The sequence below is a fragment of the uncultured Paracoccus sp. genome (assembly GCF_947487305.1).
Classification (GTDB): Bacteria; Pseudomonadota; Alphaproteobacteria; order Rhodobacterales; family Rhodobacteraceae; genus Paracoccus.
Genome location: NZ_CANKWH010000013.1, coordinates 60,221 through 77,800, shown reverse-complemented (window position 1 = coordinate 77,800; position 17,580 = coordinate 60,221). Strand labels below are relative to the sequence as shown.

Sequence of the window (17,580 nt, the reverse complement as noted above, 5' to 3'; positions counted from 1 at the left end):
TCCCGACGGTAAGTCGCCAAGGCCGGACACGCAACGCCCCGAGGGTTCGCAATTGCCGAACACGGGATTTGTCCGACCGCTCTGGACAAGCCGCGCGCCTATCCCCACGATCAAGCGCCGACCCAAGGAGGATCTGATGCCGACTCTCTATTATGCCGTCGGGGCCTGTTCGCTGGCCCCCCATATCGTGCTGGAATGGATCGGGGCGCCCTTTGAGGCCGTCCGGGTGCAATATGGCTCGCCCGAACTGCTGGCGGTGAACCCCGCCGGCGCGGTGCCGACGCTGCGCGAGGATGACGGCTGGCTGCTGACGCAGGCGGGGGCGATCCTGGAATACCTCGCCGCCAAGCACCCCGAGGCCGGGCTATCGGGCGGCGAAAGCCTGCGCGAACGGGCCGAGGCGCATCGCTGGTCGGCCTTCCTGACCAGCGACATGCACGCCGCCTTCTGGCCGGTCTTCATGCCCTATCGCTATACCACCGATGGCAGCGACGAGGCCAAGAAGGCCGTCACCGATGCCGGGCTGAAGCTGGTCGAGAAGCAGATGTCGGTGCTGAACGAACATCTCGAGGGCCGCGACTGGATGCTGGGCGAGGGGCGCGGCAAACGTTCGGTCATCGACGCCTATGCCTGCCCGATGATCCGCTGGGGCATCAAGCTGCTGCCGGGCGGGCTGGCGGAGTTCCCCAATGTGCTGGCCCTGCATGAGCGGCTGGCCGCCGATCCGGCCGTTCAGCGGGTTATGGAACGCGAGCGGGCGAAATGACCAGCGGCATTCACCACGTCACCGGCCTCACCCGCAGCGTCCAGAAGAACGTCGATTTCTACAGCGGTTTCCTCGGATTGCGGCTGGTCAAGCAGACCGGCGGCTACGAGGATGCCGAGCAGCTGCACCTGTTCTACGGCGATGCGCTTGGCAGCCCCGGCTCGATCATCACCTTCCTGGTCTGGGAGGCCGGATCGCCCGGTCGCGTGGGCCATGCGCAGGTGGGCGAGATCGCCTTTGCCGTGCCGCCGTCCAGCATCGGCGACTGGCTACAACGGGCCATGGCCGCGCATGTCCCCGTCGAGGGGCCAAAGCGCGAGATGGGCGAGACGGTGCTGCGGCTGAAAGACCCGGACGGGATCATCGTCAAGCTCGTGGGCATCGACATGCCCGCCGCTGCGCCGCTGCCCGACCCGATCGCGCCGACGCGGGTGCGCGGCGTCACCATCCTGACCGAGAACGCGGACGCCACCGCCGAGTTCGCCAGCCGCTTCGGCTATCGCCCCGGCCCGGTGGACGGGACCACAAGGCGGCTGATCTCGGACAGCGATGTGCTGGACATCCGCGATGCCCATGGCTTCTTCCCCGGCATTCCCGGCACCGGCACCTTTGACCATGTGGCCTTCCGCGCCCCGGACGTGGATGCCGTGCGCCAGATGCGGCTTTCGCTGCGCGACCATGACGGGCTGACCAATGTGCATGACCGGAAATATTTCCTGTCGCTCTATGTCCGCGAACCCGCCGGGACGCTGTTCGAATATGCCACCGATGCGCCGGGCTTCACCGTCGATGAGCCGGCCGAGCATCTGGGCGAGACCCTGCTGATCCCGCCGCGCGACGCGGCCCGGACCGAGGACCTGAAAGTCATGCTGCCGCAATTCGCCCGACCGGGCGAAGAAAGGATGCCGATGCGCGACCTGCCCTTTACCCACCGCTTTCACACGCCGGCGGATCCGGATGGTTCGGTCATCGTGCTGCTGCACGGCACCGGTGGGAACGAGGCCGACCTGATGCCGCTGGCGGCACGGCTGAACCCGCGTGCGACCCTGCTGGGGGTGCGCGGACGATCGACCGAGGAAGGCATCAACCGCTGGTTCCGCCGCTTTGATGCGGTGACCTATGACCAAGAGGATATCCGTTCGGAATCAGAGGCATTCGCGGCCTTTATCGAGGGTGCGATCCGCGGCTATGTGCTTGAGGCCGAGAAGCTGACCTTCCTTGGCTATTCCAATGGCGCGAACCTTCTGGGCGCGATCATGGAACTGCATCCGGGCGTGGTCCAGCGGGCGATCCTCTTGCGCGGGATTCAGGTCCTGGACGAGGCGCCCGCCGCCGACCTCAAGGGCGCCCGCGTGCTGATGCTGAACGGCGCGCGCGATCCCTTTGCCAAGATGGCCCCGGCTCTGGAACAGGCGCTGCGCGCCTTCGCCGCCGAGGTCGAGGCGCAGACCCTGCCCGGCGGGCATGAGCTGACCCCCGACGACCTGACCGCCGCCGCCCGCTGGCTGGCCTGACCCCATTCAAGGAGAACCCGACATGTCCGAGATCACCATCACCAAGGAAGAAACCGACGCCCGCCACGGCCGCTATGTCGCCAAGATCGAGGGGATCGATGCCGAGGGCGAGATCACCTTCACCCATCGCGGGCCGAAGGTGATCAGCGCCGATCATACCGGCGTGCCAGATGCCATGGGCGGCAAGGGCGTGGCCAAGGCGCTGCTGAATTTCATGCTTGATGACGCGAAGGCCAATGGCTTCCGCATCATCCCGGTCTGCCCCTATGTGCGCGCCCAATATGCGCGCCATGCGGAATGGTCGGATCTCTTCACCACCAAGCCGGGCGAGGATCCCTGATCCGGCCTAGAGGCTGGCGGCAAAGCCAGCGACGAACTCGGCCAGCTGCTTGCGGGTGGCCGCGTCCTGCAGCTTGCCGTCCTGATCGAACAGCTGGCCGGCATGGGAAACCAGCATCCGGCCCTCGAACCAGGGCTTGGTCCTGAGCGTCCGCAGCACCGGCAGCCATGCGGTCTGGGCCTGCCCGGTGCCGAACCCGCCGGGCGAGGCACCCAGCACGGCAACGGGCTTGCCCACGAACATCTTCAGCCCCGGCCCGCGCGACATCCAGTCGATGGCGTTCTTGAACACGCCCGGAATGCCGTTGTTGTATTCGGGCGTGACCAGCAGCAACCCATCCGCCGCCTGCAACTGCGATTGCAGGGTCAGGACGGCGGGGGGCAGGCCATGGGCGGCCTCGGCATCGCCATCATAAAGCGGCACCTCGCGGATCGAGCCGATCTGGATCGTGGTATCCGCCGGCGCGATCTCGGCTGCGGCCCGGAGGAGGCCGGCATTGAACGAGCCGCGGCGCAGGCTGCCGGACAGCCCGAGGATGATCTTGGTCATGTTTCGTCTCCGATTGGGTTGGGCGCATGAAAGCCGGGCAGGGGAGGATCGTCAACCGGGGGGTGCGCAAACGGCAGCGTGCGGTGGGGTGCGCAACAGTGCGGGGTGGGATGCGGGTTTGGGGCTGCACAGGGCGTAGCTTCGGTGATGCAGGGATGAGGCAAGCGGACAGGTTCGCCAGAGTAACCCCTATTTCCGAACGTCGGGAGGGCGGGTTCTTTCGGATTCGCAGGTTCAATTCTGCGGGGGGCCGAAGCAGAGTTTGACGGTTCCAGCGAGGCGGTTAGAGTTCGGTCAGATATCTGAGCAAGAAAGAAAATGACCTTTGATGGCCAGCGCTTCCAAGCTTCACGACGCCGACATCCTGTTTAACCCTTCTCCTTGGGCAGAGCTTGTGGAAACGCAGCGCGATCTGTTCAATCCCGACGCTCTGATCCGCATTTCGGATCGACTTCGTGGCGAGTTTCATGATGGTCATGCTGACGGACGGGACATGCCGGAAATCGCTCCGCAGGATTGGAACACCAAGCTGTTGGCGCCCTACGTGGGCGGAACGATCGGCTACGACCTTCCCTGCCTGCTTTCGGCGGACCGACCTTCCCGTGGTCGTATCATGTTGTGCGCGCAAGACCCTCTGCGAAAGCCAGGCGGCGCCAGACTTACCGTGGGAACGTTCTTCGGCATCGACAATCACACCCTGCGCACGCGGCGACATTATGGCGTGATCTGGCTGTTCATCCGACAATGTGTGCTCGCCGGATATGATGTCTGGGTGACGGATGCGATCAAGCTCTATGCCGGCCGGAACGTCCTGCGTCGTGACCCCGACCTACGTTCGCTGTCCATTTCAGTGATCAGTGCGGAGGTCGCAGCATTTCGCCCGGACAAGATTCTCACCTTTGGTAATGATGCGCGTTGGGCGATGAAAGCATCCGGTGCCGTCGTTCCCCTGACCCATGTGGCCCATCCGAATGCACGAGGGATCAAGGGGCCATTCAAGGATCGTCTCATCATCTACAGTCAAGCATTGTTCGGGTCCGACTCGCCACAATAGTTCTTGCTACGCAAAAGGGCGCCCCGTGGGACGCCCCTTAAACCCAATTCGCAAACCCGATCAATCCAGCGGCTTCAGCCCGGCCTCGATCTGCGCCCGGCGGGGTTCGAGGAAGGGCGGCAGCGACAGGCCTTCGCCCATGGTCTCGCGCGGTTCGTCCACGGCGAAGCCGGGGCCGTCGGTGGCGATCTCGAACAGGTTGCCGCCCGGTTCGCGGAAATAGAGCGAGCGGAAATAGTAACGCTCGACCTCGCCCGAACTCGGGATGCGGAACTGGTTCAGCCGTTCGGCCCATCCGGTGATGGCGGCCACGTCCGGGGTGCGGAAGGCGACGTGATGCACGGCACCGGCGCCCTGACGGGCGACCTGAAGTCCGGGCTGCACCGCCACGTGAAGCTCGGCCGAGGGGCCGCCGGCGGCCATTTCGAAGACATGCACCTGACCCTCGCCATCGGGGCTGGCATAGTCGCGGACGCGGCGCATGTTCATCACCGTGGTCAGCACAGCCTCGGTCGGGGCCAGTTCGGGGACCGAAATGGTGATCGGGCCAAGGCCGCGGATCTGATGCTCGGCCGGGACCGGGCTTTTCTCCCACGGGTGGGTTTCGCCGGGCTGGTCGGTGGTCAGGCGGAAACGCTGGCCCTCGGGATCTTCGAAATCGAGGCTGCCGCGACCATCGAGCGGGGCGATGTCGCCGACGATCAGGCCCTTGTCGTTCAGCCGTCCGGCCCAGTAATCGAGGCTGGATTCATTGACCCGAAGCCCGGTGCGGCTGATCGAATGAGTGCCGCGACGTTCCCGCGTAACCGGCCAGTCGAAGAAGGTCAGGTCGGTGCCGGGGCTGCCGGCGCCATCGGCGAAGAAGAGGTGATAGGCCGAGGTATCGTCCTGGTTCACCGTCTTCTTCACCCGGCGCAGGCCAAGCGTGTCGGTGTAGAAACGGTTATTGGCGGGCGCATCGGCGGTGATGGCCGTCAGGTGGTGAATGCCGGTGAGGTCCATGATGCTCTCCTTTTCGTTGCCCCCAATCTCGGGTGCGATGCCGCAGGACGCCAGCCGGCCCATCGCGAAGCCGGCGTTCGGGAATTGCGAACGGCGCGCGGCGCGCTATGCTGTTGCCATGCGCTATAGTCTCGATGAAATCTCGACCTTCCTTGCGGTCATGGAACTGGGCACGGTGACGGCCGCCGCCGCCCGGCTGAACCTGTCGAAATCGGTGATCTCGAAACGGATCGGCGATTTCGAGACCGCCGTGGGCGCGGCCCTGTTCCGCCGCCATGCCGGCCGCATCAGCCCGACCGAGGCCGCATTGCGGCTGGCCGAGCGGCTGCGCCCGGCGCTGGCGGAACTGACCGCCGCCACCGAAAGCGCGGCCTGGGGCATGGACGGCGCGGCGCCCTTGCGCGGCAGCCTGTCCATCGCCGCGCCGATGAGCTTTGGCACCATGCATCTGTCGGCGATCCTCGCGCGTTTCGCTGCCGCCCATCCGGGGCTGGAACTGCGCATCGATTACGACGACCGCGCCCGCGATCTGGCACGCGACGGTTTTGACCTGGGCATCCGCATCGGCGAGGCGAGGGACGGGGCGCTGATTGCCCGCAAGCTGTGCGAGGACCGGCAAGTCGCCTGCGCCAGCCCGGATTACCTCGCGCGGCATGGCGTGCCGTCGGGTCTGGCCGATCTGCGCGATCATCAGGTCATCGGCTACAGCCATATCCCCGATGCGCAGCTGTGGCAGTTCCGGCAGGGCGGGCGGATGATCTCGCCGCAGGTCACAAGCCGGCTGAGTCTGAACAATGGCGAGGCCATGCGCGAGATGGCGATTGCGGGCGTCGGGCTGGCGATGCTGCCCGGCTTCATCGTCGCCGATGCGCTGCGCGAGGGGCGATTGCAGCGGGTGCTGGCCGATTACGAGACCCGCGCCCTGCCGGTCATGGCCGTCTGGCCCCCGGTCACACCGATGCCCGCGAAGCTCAGGGCGCTGGTGGACCATCTCGCAGCAGAGCTGGCGGATGGCGGGCCGTGGCAGGAGGGGATTGGGCAGGCCGCTGACCCGGCGGGCTGACGCAATCGATTCCGGGGCAGACCGCTGAACAATCGTAAGAAAAACCCCGCCATCGTCGATGGCGGGGGCACTCGTCACAATCTGCGTTCGATCAGAACGGGCTGTCGGGATAATAGAACTGTTCCGCGTTCTCGGGGGTGATCAACTGGCTGCCAATGATGAAGCGGCCGGTCATCGGCGCGTTCGAGACGAAGCGCAGGGCGGTCATCTCGATGGCCGAGGAGATCAGCGCCGGCGGGTAGGTCACGTTCACCGGCAGTTGCGGGTCGCCGTCCATGATGCGCTTGACGATTTCCTTCATCCCGGCGCCGCCGATCACCCACATTTCCTCGCTGCGATTGGCGGCGGCGATGGCCTCCATGACGCCGACGGCCATGTCGTCATCGGCAGCCCAGACCGCGTCGATCTCGGGATATTTCGACAGAAAGTCCTGCATGACGGTGAAGGCGTCATCGCGGTTCCAGTTGCCGTGCTGCATGTCGAGGATCTCGATCTCCGAGCCTTCCAGCGCCGCCTGGAAGGCCTCGACCCGCTCGTTGTCGAGCGTGGTCGGGATGCCGCGCAGGACCACGACCTTGCTGCCGGCTTCCAGGTTGTCGCGGAAATACTCGCCCGCGACGCGGCCGAAGGCGGTGTTGTCACCGGCGACATAGAGATCCTCGATGCCCTCCTGCGACAGGCCCCGATCGACCACGGTAACGAATTTGCCGGCTTCCTTCACCGCAGCGACCGGGGCGGTCAGCGGCTCGGATTCGAAGGGCAGGACGACAAGGCCGTCGATGTTGCGGGTCGCCATCATGTCCTCGATATCGGCGACCTGCTTGGCGGAATCGCCCGCCGTGGACAGCACGAATTCGAGGTTCGGATAGGCGGCGCTGAGGCGTTCGATGCTGTCCTGTGCGTGCCAGTTCAGCCCGCCCATGAAGCCATGCGTGGCCGAGGGGATCGAGACCCCGATCACCTTTTTCTCGGTATCCTGCGCGAAGGCCGCGCCTGCGCCCATGCCCAGCACAGCAGCCAGCGCCGTCGCCTTCATCAGAGTTCTGCGGTTCATGAATTCCTCCCGGTTTAATATCTGTTACCGCTCGTCGGCGGTGCGTTTCTCCCGCTGCAAGACGACAGCAAGAACGATGATGACCCCCTGGATCGCCCCGTTGAGATAGGGGCTGACCAGATCGGCCAAATTGAGGATGTTGTCGATGAGCGACAGGATCAGCACGCCGACCACGGTGCCCCAGACCCGGCCCGTGCCGCCCTTCAGCGCGGTGCCGCCGATGATGACGGCGGCGATCGCCTCGAGCTCCCAGAGCGTGCCGGTCGAGCCCGAGGCCGAGCCGAGACGCGGGACGTAAAGCACGGTGGCCAGCCCGACCAGCAGGCCCAGAAGCACATAGGTCATCAGCTTCACCCGGTTCACGTCGATGGCCGAATAGCGCGCCACCCGGTCATTCGAGCCGATGGCCTCGACATGGCGGCCAAAGCGGGAATGGCGCATGATCCATTCGCCGGCGATGGCGGTCAGGGCGAAGGCGATGATCGGCCAGGTGATCCAGCCAATGCCGCCATAATAGACCGGCCGGGCCAGCGTGCGCAGGCCATAATCGAGGCTCAGCGTGCCGCCATCGGCCATCCAGGTGATCAGCGAGCGGAAGATGCCCATGGTGCCCAGGGTGACGATGAACGGCTCGATCCGCGCCTTGGTGATCAGCGCGCCGTTCAGATAGCCCGCCGCAATGCCGCCAAGGATACAGACGATCATGCCAAGGAGGATCGTGCCCCAGTTCTCGCCGACCGAGGGCAGGGCGAAGTTCATCGCGATGATGGCGATGCCCGCGAGAAAGGCCGCCATCGAGCCGACCGAGAGGTCAAGCCCGCCGGCGGTGATGACGAAGGTCATGCCGACCGCGATCATGCCGATGAAGGCCGAGCGCGCCAGAACGTTGGTGATATTCGCCGGCGCGAGGAATGCCGGGTTCAGCAGCGCGCCGAGGATGATCAGCGCGACCAGCGCGACCAGCGGGCCAAGGGTATGCAGGTCCAGTTTCATGCGGCCTCTCCGGTCACGCCCATGGCAAGGCGGACGATGTTGTCTTCGGTCATGGCATTGCCCTCGACGGCGCCGGCCAGCCGGCCCTCGCGCATCACCAGCACGCGGTCAGAGATGCCGATCACCTCGGTCATCTCGCTGCTGATGACGATCAGGCTGCGGCCCTCGGCGGCGAGATCGCGGATGAAGGCATAGATCTGTGCCTTGGTGCCGACATCGATGCCGCGCGTCGGTTCGTCGATGATGATGATCCGGGGATCGGGCAGCATGGTCTTGGCCAGAAGCAGCTTCTGCTGGTTCCCACCCGAGAGCTTGCCCGCCACCATGTCGCGGCGGGGGGCGCGGATGTCGAACTCCTGCGTGGCCTTGTCCAGCGCCGCATCCTCGGCCGCTACATCCAGCCGCCACGCGCCGAAGCGCTCCAGTGTGGCCAGGGTCAGGTTCTCGCGCAACCCCTTGTCCAGCAGCAGCCCGGCCTCCTTGCGGTCCTCGGTGAGATAGGCGAGGCCGGCGGCGAAGGCGTCGCGCAGGCTGGTGATCGGGGTCGGCCGGCCGCCCACGCGGATCTCGCCCGTCGCCGCGCGCAGCCCGACGATGCCCTCGGCCAGTTCGGTCCGGCCTGAGCCGACCAGCCCGGCAATTCCCAGAACCTCGCCCTTCCTCAGCGTCAGGCTGACGCCATGGACCTTCCCCGGCACGGTCAGGTCGGTGATCTGCAGCGCCGGTTCATCCGAGGGATTGCCCTTCGGCGGATAGAAATCCTGCAACTCGCGCCCGACCATGGCGGCGGCCATGCCATCCTCGGTCAGCTCGCCGCGCAGGGCCTGACGCACCACGCGGCCATCGCGCAAGACGGTGATGCGGTCGGCCAGATGCGCCACCTCGTCCAGCCGGTGCGAGCAGTAAAGGATCGCCACGCCCTCGCCGCGCAGCCGATCGATCTGTTCGTAAAGGCTGCCGACCTCGCGATGGGTCAGGACGGCGCTCGGTTCGTCCATGATCAGGACGCGAGGATTGCGCGACAGGGCCTTGGCGATCTCGACCATCTGCCGGTCGGGCACCGACAGATCGCGGATCAGCGTTCCGGGATCGATGGGGCTGTGCAGCCTGTCCAGAAGCTTGGCGGTGGCGGCGCGCATCGCGCTGTGGTCCAGCCGGAAGCCGCCCAATTCGCGGCCAAGGAACACGTTCGCCGCGACGGTCAGGTCGGCGGCAAGATTGAATTCCTGATGGATGACCACGATGCCCTGCGCCTCGGCTTCGGGGCCGCTGCCAAAGCGCACGGGCTGCCCGCTGAACAGCAACTCGCCCTCGGTCGGGTCCAGAAAACCGCTGAGGATCTTCATGATCGTGGATTTCCCGGCGCCGTTCTCGCCGATCAGGGCGTGAACCTCGCCCGGTTCGAGTGCCAGATCGACATTGTGCAGCACCTGGATGGGTCCGAAGCTTTTCGAGACATTGCGCAGCGCCAGAACGGTCATGCCTGCACCTTGGTCCAGGCGCCATCCTGCGCCGACGAGGCTTGTGCAGCGGCGATGAACGTCATGCCCGACAGCCCGTCGGCAATTCCCGGCACGCGCGCGGCATGGGCCAGATCGCCCCGGATGATGGCGGCGATGTCGCTGTAAAGATTGGCGAAACCTTCCAGATAACCCTCGGGATGGCCTGGCGGGGTGCGGAAGGACTGGCTGCGATCCTGCGCCCGGGTCAGGATCTGCGCCGGGCCGTCCTTGGGCGTCAGGATCAGCCGCTCGCTGTCTTCCTGCCGCCATTCGAGCCCGCCCTTGGTGCCAAAGACGCGCAGCGACAGGTTGTTGCCCTGACCGGCGGCGACCTGGCTGACCCAGATGCCGCCCTTTGCGCCCGACGCATAGCGCAGCGCCACGCGGGCATCGTCGTCGATGGGCCGGTCCGGCACGATGCTGGAGAGTTGGGCGGAAATTTCAGAGGGCGTCTGGCCGGTCACGAACTGCGCCAACTGCCAGGCATGGGTGCCGATATCGCCAAGCGCCCCGGCACCGGCGCGGGCCGGATCGGTGCGCCATTCGGCCTGTTTCCCCTGCGCGGCATCCGACAACCAGCCCTGCAGATATTCGGCCTGCACCAGCCGGATCTGGCCAAGCGCGCCCTCGGCGACCAGCGCGCGCGCCTCGCGCACCATCGGCAGGGCGGAATAGTTGTGGGTCAGGAAGAAGCGCGCGTCGCTGGCGGCTGCGGCCTCGGCGATCTCGCGCGCCTGATCCGGGGTCGCGGCCAGCGGCTTGTCGCAGATGACATGGATTCCGGCCTTGAGGAAGGCGACGGCGGGGGCGGCGTGCATGTGGTTCGGGGTGACAATGGCCACCGCCTCGATCCCGTCTTCGCGCGCTGCCTCGGCCCGGGCCATCTCGGTGAAATCGGCATAGCTGCGGGCGATGTTCAGCTCCGCCGCGCTGGCCGCCGCACGGTCGGGGTCCGAAGAGAGGGCACCGGCGACCAGATCGAAACGGCCATCCATGCGCGCGGCGATGCGATGCACCGCGCCGATAAAGGCGCCGCTGCCGCCGCCGACCATGCCAAGACGAACGGGTGTCATAGTCCAAGCGCCTTTCTGATGGCCGAGGGATCGACATCGCTGGCGGCGAAATCGTCGAAGGCGTGCGGGGTGGTGCGGATGATGTGGTCGCGGACGAACTTGGCCCCCTCGCGCGCCCCGTCCTCGGGGTGCTTCAGCGCGCATTCCCATTCGACCACGGCCCAGCCATCGAAGCCGTACTGGGTCAGCTTGGAAAAGACCTGTCCGAAATCAACCTGACCGTCGCCAAGGCTGCGGAAGCGCCCGGCGCGATCGACCCATGACTGATAGCCGCCATAGACGCCTTGCCGGCCGGTGGGGCGGAACTCGGCATCCTTCACATGGAACATGCGGATGCGGTCGTGATAGATGTCGATGTTCTGCAGATAATCGAGCTGCTGCAGCACGTAATGCGACGGGTCGTAAAGCATGTTGGCGCGGGGATGCTGGTCCACCCGGTCGAGGAACATCTCGAAGGTCACGCCGTCATGCAGATCCTCGCCGGGATGGATCTCATAGCAGATGTCCACGCCATGCTCGTCGGCGAGATCCAGGAGCGGGCGCCAGCGCGCGGCCAGCGTGTCGAAGGCGGTCTCGACCATACCCGGCGCGCGCTGGGGCCAGGGATAGAGATAGGGCCAGGCGAGCGAGCCTGAGAAGCTGACCATGCGGTCCAGCCCCAACAGGCGACTGACGCGGATGGCGCGGGCGACCTGAGCAACGGCCCAGTCCTGCCTGGCCTTGGGATTGCCGCGGATCGCCGCCGGGGCGAAGGCATCAAAGCCTGCGTCGTAGGCGGGGTGAACGGCGACCAGCTGGCCCTGCAGATGGGTCGACAGTTCCGTGACCTCGACGCCGTTCTGGCGCGCCACGCCCAGGAACTCGTCGCGATAGGTTGCGGAGGACTCGGCCAGCTCCAGATCCAGAAAGCGGGGATCAAGCGTCGGCAGCTGCACGCCCAGATAGCCGCAATCGGCGGCCCAACGGGTGATCCCGTCCCACGAGTCGAACGGCGCCGTGTTGCCGATGAACTGCGCCAGAAACAGCGCAGGCCCCTTGATGGTCCGCATGAATATCTCTCCCCTGATTCTCAGGCTGCACTGGACTGAAATCGATTACAACGATTTTCTTCTTGCGCTTGCCGGATGGGCGTTCCGGGCCTAGTCTCACGCGATGAACAAGCGCATGGCGACGCCCGGCCGGGCAAAGATTTCTGACGTGGCCAAGCTGGCCGGTGTCTCGCCGGCGACGGTCAGCCGGGTCCTGTCGCGACCGGGGCTGGTGGCCGAAGCGACACGGCTGGCGGTGATGAATGCGGTAAGCGCGACCGGCTACCGGATGAACCATGCCGCGCGGAACCTGCGCAAGCAGCGCACCGGCAGCGTGGTGGCGCTGGTGCCCAATTTGGGCAACCCGTTCTTTGCCAAGATCCTCGAAGGCATGGGGCGCGAGTTGGCGCGCGGGGGCTATGACCTCTTGGTCGCGGATACACTGGAGGGCGAGGGTCGGCACCGGACGCTGGAGCGGTTTCTTGATCCCTCGCGTGCCGATGGCATCATCCTCTTGGACGGGTTGGTACCCCATGCGGATCTGGACCAGCGCGACGACCTGCCGCCGATCGTCACCGCCTGCGAATGGATCGAAGGCGCATCCCTGCCGCGGGTGATGCTGGACAACCGCGAGGGCGGGCGACTGGCGGTCGCCCATCTGCGCGAGTTGGGACATGGGCGCATCGGCATCATCGGCGGGCCGTCGCAAAACGTTTTGCACCAGGCGCGACTGGCCGGGGCGGAAGCCGCAGCCGAGGGGGCGCAGCTTGTAAGCTTTCCGGGTGATTTCACCCTCGCCTCGGGGCAGGCGGCGGCCGATCTGTGGACCGCCATGCCGGACGCAACGCGCCCCAGCGCGGTCTTTGCCTTTTCGGACGAGATGGCCTGCGCCTTCATGGCACGGCTTCACCAGCGCGGCATTTCCGTGCCGCGCGACGTGTCGGTCATCGGCTTCGATGACATCGAACTGGCCTCGCACCTTACCCCGGCCCTGACCACCATCCGCCAGCCCAAGCGCGACCTTGGCCGGGCGGCAGCCGGCATCATCATCGACCGCATTGCCGGGCGCGAGATCGCCGAAGTCACGCTGCTGGTTCCCCGGTTGATGCTGCGCGATTCGACGGCCGCACCGGCCGGGCCGGCTGGCGGGACGGACCGGGCCTAGCGGCGTTCGGCTGGCGATGGGCAGCGTATCCTGACCATCTGGAAGAAAAACCACTCGGTTTAGCCGACAAGATTTGTTGAGATCGCAATTTCATGCTAGGGGATTTGAACATCCTGGGCGCAACGGAAGGTTGCGTTCCCATACTTGCAGCGGGAAGGCTGGTATGACCGGGACAGGTTCCGACAGTTGCACTGCCGTGATCGGCAATGTGCGGATGACGCTTTATACCCATCATCCCGCGCGAGAGGCGCAGGGTCTGATGCTGATGTGTCATGGCAACAGCGGCAATGCCGAGGCGCTGCGCGATTTCGCCCTGCCGCTGTCCGAGCGGCTGGGTCTGATGATCGTGGCGCCGCTGTTCGACCGGAAGCGCTTTCCGCCCGTCGCCTATCAGCGCGGCCACATCACCGATGGCCGCGGGCGTCCTCGCCCGCCCGAGCAATGGGCCACGCGACTGGTGCCGGCGCTGGTCGACTGGGCGCTGGACGGGCGGTCGCTGCCCTATTGGCTCTGGGGTTTCTCCGCCGGGGCACAGTTCCTGTCGCGGGTTGCCGCCTTCCAGCCGCTTCGGGCCGCGCCCGAGCGGATCGTGATCGTCAGCCCCTCGGTCCATGTCCAGCCCCTGCTGGGCCGATGGCCATCCGGCGAAGCCGCGCCCTATGGTCTGGGCGGGGTGTTTCACGGCGAGGAAGAGCGCGAGGTCCAGCGCCGCTATCTCGAACGGTCGGTGACGCTCTGCGTGGGCGCCGAGGATCACGAGGCGACCGACCCGACACTGGGGCGCAACAGGGCTGCCCGGCGTCAGGGGCCGGACCGCCTTGCGCGTGCCGCCCGGACCTTTGACCTGGGGGCGATGACGGCGCTGCGGTTGGATTGCGATTTCGGCTGGCAGCTGAAGATCGTGCCGGGTGTCGGCCATTCCGCCCGCGACATGCTTGAGCCGCTCAGGGCCATGGCGATCATGGACCTGTTGCCCGAAACCCGGTCCGAGGCGCAGCGGTTGCGCGAGAGTCTGCCCTTCGAACTGGTCCCCGGCCGCCGGTCCGGACCCAAGATCCGCGTCGGCGGCCGCTGGTTCGATCTGCCGCGCAAATCTTGATTCTGCCTGCCGCTCGCCGCAGACTTGCCGGGCTGGACCCATATGGGGCAAGACGAGGATGAAGCAGACACTTGGGCGCAATCTGATCCGCCGCTCGGTGCTGGGGGCGGCGCTGATGCTTCTGGCCCCTGCCGCCGCATCCGCCGAAGAACCGGTCGAGCAGGTCACGGCAGAGATCGACGGGCAGGATATGCGCATCTATCGCTATCATCCCGAGGGCTGCGCCGCGCCGTCGATCCTTCTGGTCTTTCACGGCAACAGCCGGGCGGCGAAATCCTATCTCAACTCGGCGCGCGAGATCGCCGACCGGGGCTGCTTCATCGTCTATTCGCCGCTCTTCGACCGCGACCGCTTTCCAAACTGGACCTATCACCGTGGCGGGCTGGTCCGTGACGGGCAGTTGCAGCCCGAAGAGGACTGGACCGCCTCGATGGTGGACGACCTGATGGACTGGGCGCGGCAGCAGGAGGGTCTGCCCGAGGCCGATGGCTATCTCTTCGGGCATTCCGCCGGGGCGCAGTTCCTGTCGCGCGTTGCCGCCTATGCGCTGCCCGATGACGTGGCGCGGATCATCCTGGCCAATCCCTCGAGCTATGTCATGCCGAGCGAGGAGGAGCAGGTTCCCTATGGCTATGGCGGGTTGCCCGAACCCGAGGCCGAGGGCTGGATGCGCGATTACCTGGCCGCGCCGATCACCATCTACCTGGGCGAGGAGGATACCGGGTCAAAGGATCTGACCACGAATCCGCCGGCGCTGCGGCAGGGCCGCAACCGGCTCGATCGGGGCGAGCGGACCTTCGAGGCTGCCCGCAAGGCCGCCGAGTCGAAAGGCTGGCCCTTTAATTGGAGCCTCGTTCGCGCCGACGACGTCGGCCACAGCGCCCGCGGGATGCTCGGGGCCGAGGAAATGGTCGAGGCCTTGGGGTTCTGACGGCGACGCGTCTCACGACGATATATTGCAGCAAATGCAAGTGGTCGGCATGAATTGGCCGACTCGGTTGGTCACTTCCGCCAGAGAAGCGGTGATTTGGACGAAATACGCGGCGCGAGACGGCGATATTGAGGATGATTAGTCGATTCCATTGACTGGTATGCCAGAACCGGCCAGAAACCGCTTATTCTCCTATTGGGTGCAGCCAAAATTCGCCGGAATTAGCGTTTGTTTGTGTGGGCTGTCTGGGACGCTCAGGCGGCGCGGCGAACATCCCTAGGTTTTGACAGGTTTCAGCAGTTGGTTCTGCGACGCCGAAGCGACTGTCCTAAGGTTTTCTTCCTTTGTGGTAGCGATCTGAATTGACTTTGAAATAACCAAAACAATTTGTTTAGATCTGCGCCTGTTAGTGGAAACAGCTGCCTCCGGCCCGAGTGCGCACGCAGCAATGTTGAACGTTTTCGTTCGGAATTTCGGTCAACAAAACCGTTCAGATATCGTCATTGAAGTGAATCAACCTGCGGGTTAGCCAAAAAGGGCGATTGGTCTGGGGTCGGCATTTCGTTCGGTTGCCATGCTGACTCGCGGGACGTTTACTGAGTTTGCAGTTGCAGAGAGTTATTTTCAGCGACGCGCGAGAGCCTGCGCGCCTGCGGAAGGGATACAATCCACATGGCCCATCTCAATCTTCGTAAAAGCCGTATCGACCATGCCAAACGGGCTTTCAGCACCCGGCGGGTTCCGCGCAAGGCGTACCAGACCCTGTTGACGGGCAAGCTGGTGCCGAAGCCCGGCGACCTGGTGCTGGCCCGCGTCGACGAGATCGGCAAGCAGACCAAGCTGGAGCTGACCGATGGCCGGCGGGCGCATATGTTTCCGGGTGACGAGATCATCGTCTGCTATGGCAATCGCTATGCGCCGGACCAGTACGAGGCGCAGATCGGTCAGGATCTCTCGCCCTGCGATCTGGTTGCGGCCGGTGGTCTGGCGGCGGTCGAGCTGTCACGGCACCAGCGGATGAAGCCGCCGACGCAAATCACCCCGCTGGGGCTGCTGGGTGATGCCAAGGGTCGCAGGCTGAACCTGTCGAGCTTCGGCGTCGATGCGACCGACGCGGTGCCGCAGATCCCGGCGATCCTGTCGCTTGGCACCTCGATGAATGCCGGCAAGACGCTGACGGCGACCTCGCTGGTGCGCGGGTTCAAGCGGCTGGGGTTCAAGGTCGGTGCGCTCAAGATCACCGGCACGGGGGCAGGCGGCGACATGTGGATCGTGCGCGATGCCGGTGCCGATGTGGCGCTGGATTTCACCGATGCGGGCTTTGCCAGCACCTATCTGGTCGGCATTCCCGAGATCGAGGCGGCGACCTATCGGCTGATGAACCATGCTGCGGCGCAGGGCTGCGATGTCTGCGTGATCGAGATTGCCGACGGCTTGCAGCAACTCGAGACCTCGCAACTGATCCGCAGCCCGCAGATCCTCGATGTCACCATCGGCACAGTCTTTGCCGCCTATGACGCGATGGGAGCGAAATACGGCGTCGATGTGCTGCGTGCGGCAGGCCACTCGGTGCTGGCCATGAGCGGGCGTCTGGGGCGCTCGCCCCTCGGCGTGCGCGAGGCCGAGGCGGCGACCGGGCTCAGGGTGTTCTCGCCTTGGGAATTGCAGGAAGGCGCGCTGATGACGGCGATCCGCGAACGCGCGGCGGCAGCCTGCCGGACCCGCAGCGCGGCGCGGCCGGCGCTGGAGGCGCTGGCGCAGGCGGCAGTGCCGGCGGATGTGGCGCTTGGCAATCTTGTGCCGATGGGACCGGCGGCGGCGGATGCGCGGCGGATCGGCCTTTCGGGCACCTCGCTGGCGCGCGACATCCTTGACCGCGTCGCCCATCACGTCATGCAGGCCGAGGCAGACCAACTGTGCGGGGTGGCCTACGGGGCCCATGCCGCGGGTCGCCGCGACTGGCGCAATGGCGTGCGGCCACAGGACTGGATCACCGATTTCGGCGTGATCGAGCTCAGGGTGCCGAGGCTGCGCAAGACGCGCTATGAACCGGCCTTCCCGCGCCAGGCGGCGGCGCCCATCGCCGCGCTGAAGGCGGTGATCGATGCTCGGCATGGCGATTTCGACACGGCGGTGCAGCGTCTCTGTGCCGGTCTCGCCAAGGGCGGTCGCTTCGGCGGCGACCTTGACCGGCTGCTCGACGAGCTGCGGCGGATGATCGATGCCGCCCGGCTGCAGGGCCTGCCGCTGGCGGCACCAATGCGGGTGCTCGACTGGCCGCTGCCCGGTCCCTCCGAGAATGGCGGCATCGACGAGGACGAGATCTTCGACGGCGGCACCGGCTTTCTGGGCGGGCTTGAAAGCGATCACGAGCGCGTCGGCGTGGGCGAGCTGTTCCAGAACGGCTTCGGCGTGACCGCGGCGGAATGATCAAGGGCCATTGGCCC

The 17,580-nt window shown here is 65.9% G+C and carries 16 protein-coding genes; 9 read left to right on the top strand and 7 right to left on the bottom strand.

What is annotated here, in order from left to right; genetic code table 11:
* The first annotated feature begins 136 nt into the window (after window positions 1-136).
* From Q1A36_RS15355 to Q1A36_RS15345, 3 genes are read left to right on the top strand one after another with little or no spacing between them, the layout of a single operon-like run.
* Window positions 137-766: a glutathione S-transferase family protein gene (locus tag Q1A36_RS15355; RefSeq protein WP_299845948.1), complete on the top strand. Its 630-nt coding sequence runs from the start codon at window positions 137-139 to the stop codon at window positions 764-766.
* Window positions 763-2,280, top strand: a complete 1,518-nt coding sequence (locus tag Q1A36_RS15350; protein WP_299845946.1) for a VOC family protein — start codon at window positions 763-765, stop codon at window positions 2,278-2,280. The genes Q1A36_RS15355 and Q1A36_RS15350 overlap by 4 nt, the downstream gene beginning before the upstream one ends.
* Before the next feature lie 22 nt (window positions 2,281-2,302).
* Window positions 2,303-2,620 carry a GNAT family N-acetyltransferase gene (locus tag Q1A36_RS15345; RefSeq protein WP_101754029.1) on the top strand — a complete coding sequence of 106 codons (318 nt, stop codon included), beginning with the start codon at window positions 2,303-2,305 and terminating at the stop codon, window positions 2,618-2,620.
* 6 nt (window positions 2,621-2,626) lie between these two features.
* On the opposite strand, the gene Q1A36_RS15340 is transcribed toward Q1A36_RS15345, so the two are convergent.
* A complete protein-coding gene (locus tag Q1A36_RS15340; protein ID WP_299845942.1) occupies window positions 2,627-3,169 on the bottom strand; it encodes an NADPH-dependent FMN reductase in 543 nt (180 codons plus the stop codon).
* A 328-nt stretch (window positions 3,170-3,497) separates the two neighbouring features.
* Here Q1A36_RS15340 and Q1A36_RS15335 point away from each other — a divergent pair, with 328 nt between their 5' ends.
* Complete coding sequence (locus Q1A36_RS15335) at window positions 3,498-4,223, top strand: hypothetical protein (protein WP_299845939.1); 726 nt, start codon at window positions 3,498-3,500, stop codon at window positions 4,221-4,223.
* Window positions 4,224-4,283: 60 nt separating this feature from the next.
* Here the strand turns inward: Q1A36_RS15335 and Q1A36_RS15330 are convergent, their stop codons facing one another.
* Window positions 4,284-5,225, bottom strand: coding sequence for a ring-cleaving dioxygenase (locus Q1A36_RS15330; protein ID WP_299845936.1), 942 nt, complete (start codon window positions 5,223-5,225; stop codon window positions 4,284-4,286).
* A 118-nt stretch (window positions 5,226-5,343) separates the two neighbouring features.
* Here Q1A36_RS15330 and Q1A36_RS15325 point away from each other — a divergent pair, with 118 nt between their 5' ends.
* Window positions 5,344-6,288, top strand: a complete 945-nt coding sequence (locus tag Q1A36_RS15325; RefSeq protein WP_299845933.1) for a LysR family transcriptional regulator — start codon at window positions 5,344-5,346, stop codon at window positions 6,286-6,288.
* 91 nt (window positions 6,289-6,379) lie between these two features.
* Here Q1A36_RS15325 and Q1A36_RS15320 read toward each other — a convergent pair whose 3' ends face one another.
* The 5 genes from Q1A36_RS15320 to Q1A36_RS15300 are packed head-to-tail and all read right to left on the bottom strand — an operon-like array spanning window position 6,380 to window position 11,959.
* Window positions 6,380-7,342, bottom strand: a complete 963-nt coding sequence (locus Q1A36_RS15320; protein ID WP_299845930.1) for an ABC transporter substrate-binding protein — start codon at window positions 7,340-7,342, stop codon at window positions 6,380-6,382.
* Window positions 7,343-7,366: 24 nt separating this feature from the next.
* Entirely contained in the window at window positions 7,367-8,335 is a 969-nt protein-coding gene (locus tag Q1A36_RS15315) for an ABC transporter permease (protein ID WP_299845927.1), read from the bottom strand.
* Complete coding sequence (locus tag Q1A36_RS15310; RefSeq protein WP_299845924.1) at window positions 8,332-9,816, bottom strand: sugar ABC transporter ATP-binding protein; 1,485 nt, start codon at window positions 9,814-9,816, stop codon at window positions 8,332-8,334. Before Q1A36_RS15310 ends, Q1A36_RS15315 begins: the two co-directional genes overlap by 4 nt.
* A complete protein-coding gene (locus Q1A36_RS15305) occupies window positions 9,813-10,910 on the bottom strand; it encodes a Gfo/Idh/MocA family oxidoreductase (RefSeq protein ID WP_299845921.1) in 1,098 nt (365 codons plus the stop codon). The genes Q1A36_RS15310 and Q1A36_RS15305 overlap by 4 nt, the downstream gene beginning before the upstream one ends.
* The gene (locus Q1A36_RS15300) at window positions 10,907-11,959 is read right to left on the bottom strand and encodes a sugar phosphate isomerase/epimerase (protein ID WP_299845919.1); all 1,053 of its coding nucleotides are present in this window, start codon (window positions 11,957-11,959) and stop codon (window positions 10,907-10,909) included. Before Q1A36_RS15300 ends, Q1A36_RS15305 begins: the two co-directional genes overlap by 4 nt.
* A gap of 103 nt (window positions 11,960-12,062) precedes the next feature.
* Between Q1A36_RS15300 and Q1A36_RS15295 the strand changes: the two genes are divergently transcribed.
* The 4 genes from Q1A36_RS15295 to Q1A36_RS15280 all read left to right on the top strand — a co-directional run bounded on the left by Q1A36_RS15295 (window position 12,063) and on the right by Q1A36_RS15280 (window position 17,563).
* Window positions 12,063-13,103: a LacI family DNA-binding transcriptional regulator gene (locus Q1A36_RS15295; protein WP_299845916.1), complete on the top strand. Its 1,041-nt coding sequence runs from the start codon at window positions 12,063-12,065 to the stop codon at window positions 13,101-13,103.
* Between the two features lie 163 nt (window positions 13,104-13,266).
* Window positions 13,267-14,202, top strand: coding sequence for a hypothetical protein (locus Q1A36_RS15290; RefSeq protein WP_299845913.1), 936 nt, complete (start codon window positions 13,267-13,269; stop codon window positions 14,200-14,202).
* 58 nt (window positions 14,203-14,260) lie between these two features.
* Window positions 14,261-15,133: an alpha/beta fold hydrolase gene (locus Q1A36_RS15285; protein WP_299845910.1), complete on the top strand. Its 873-nt coding sequence runs from the start codon at window positions 14,261-14,263 to the stop codon at window positions 15,131-15,133.
* A gap of 672 nt (window positions 15,134-15,805) precedes the next feature.
* Window positions 15,806-17,563, top strand: a complete 1,758-nt coding sequence (locus Q1A36_RS15280) for a transposase (RefSeq protein WP_299845907.1) — start codon at window positions 15,806-15,808, stop codon at window positions 17,561-17,563.
* Window positions 17,564-17,580 lie beyond the last annotated feature (17 nt).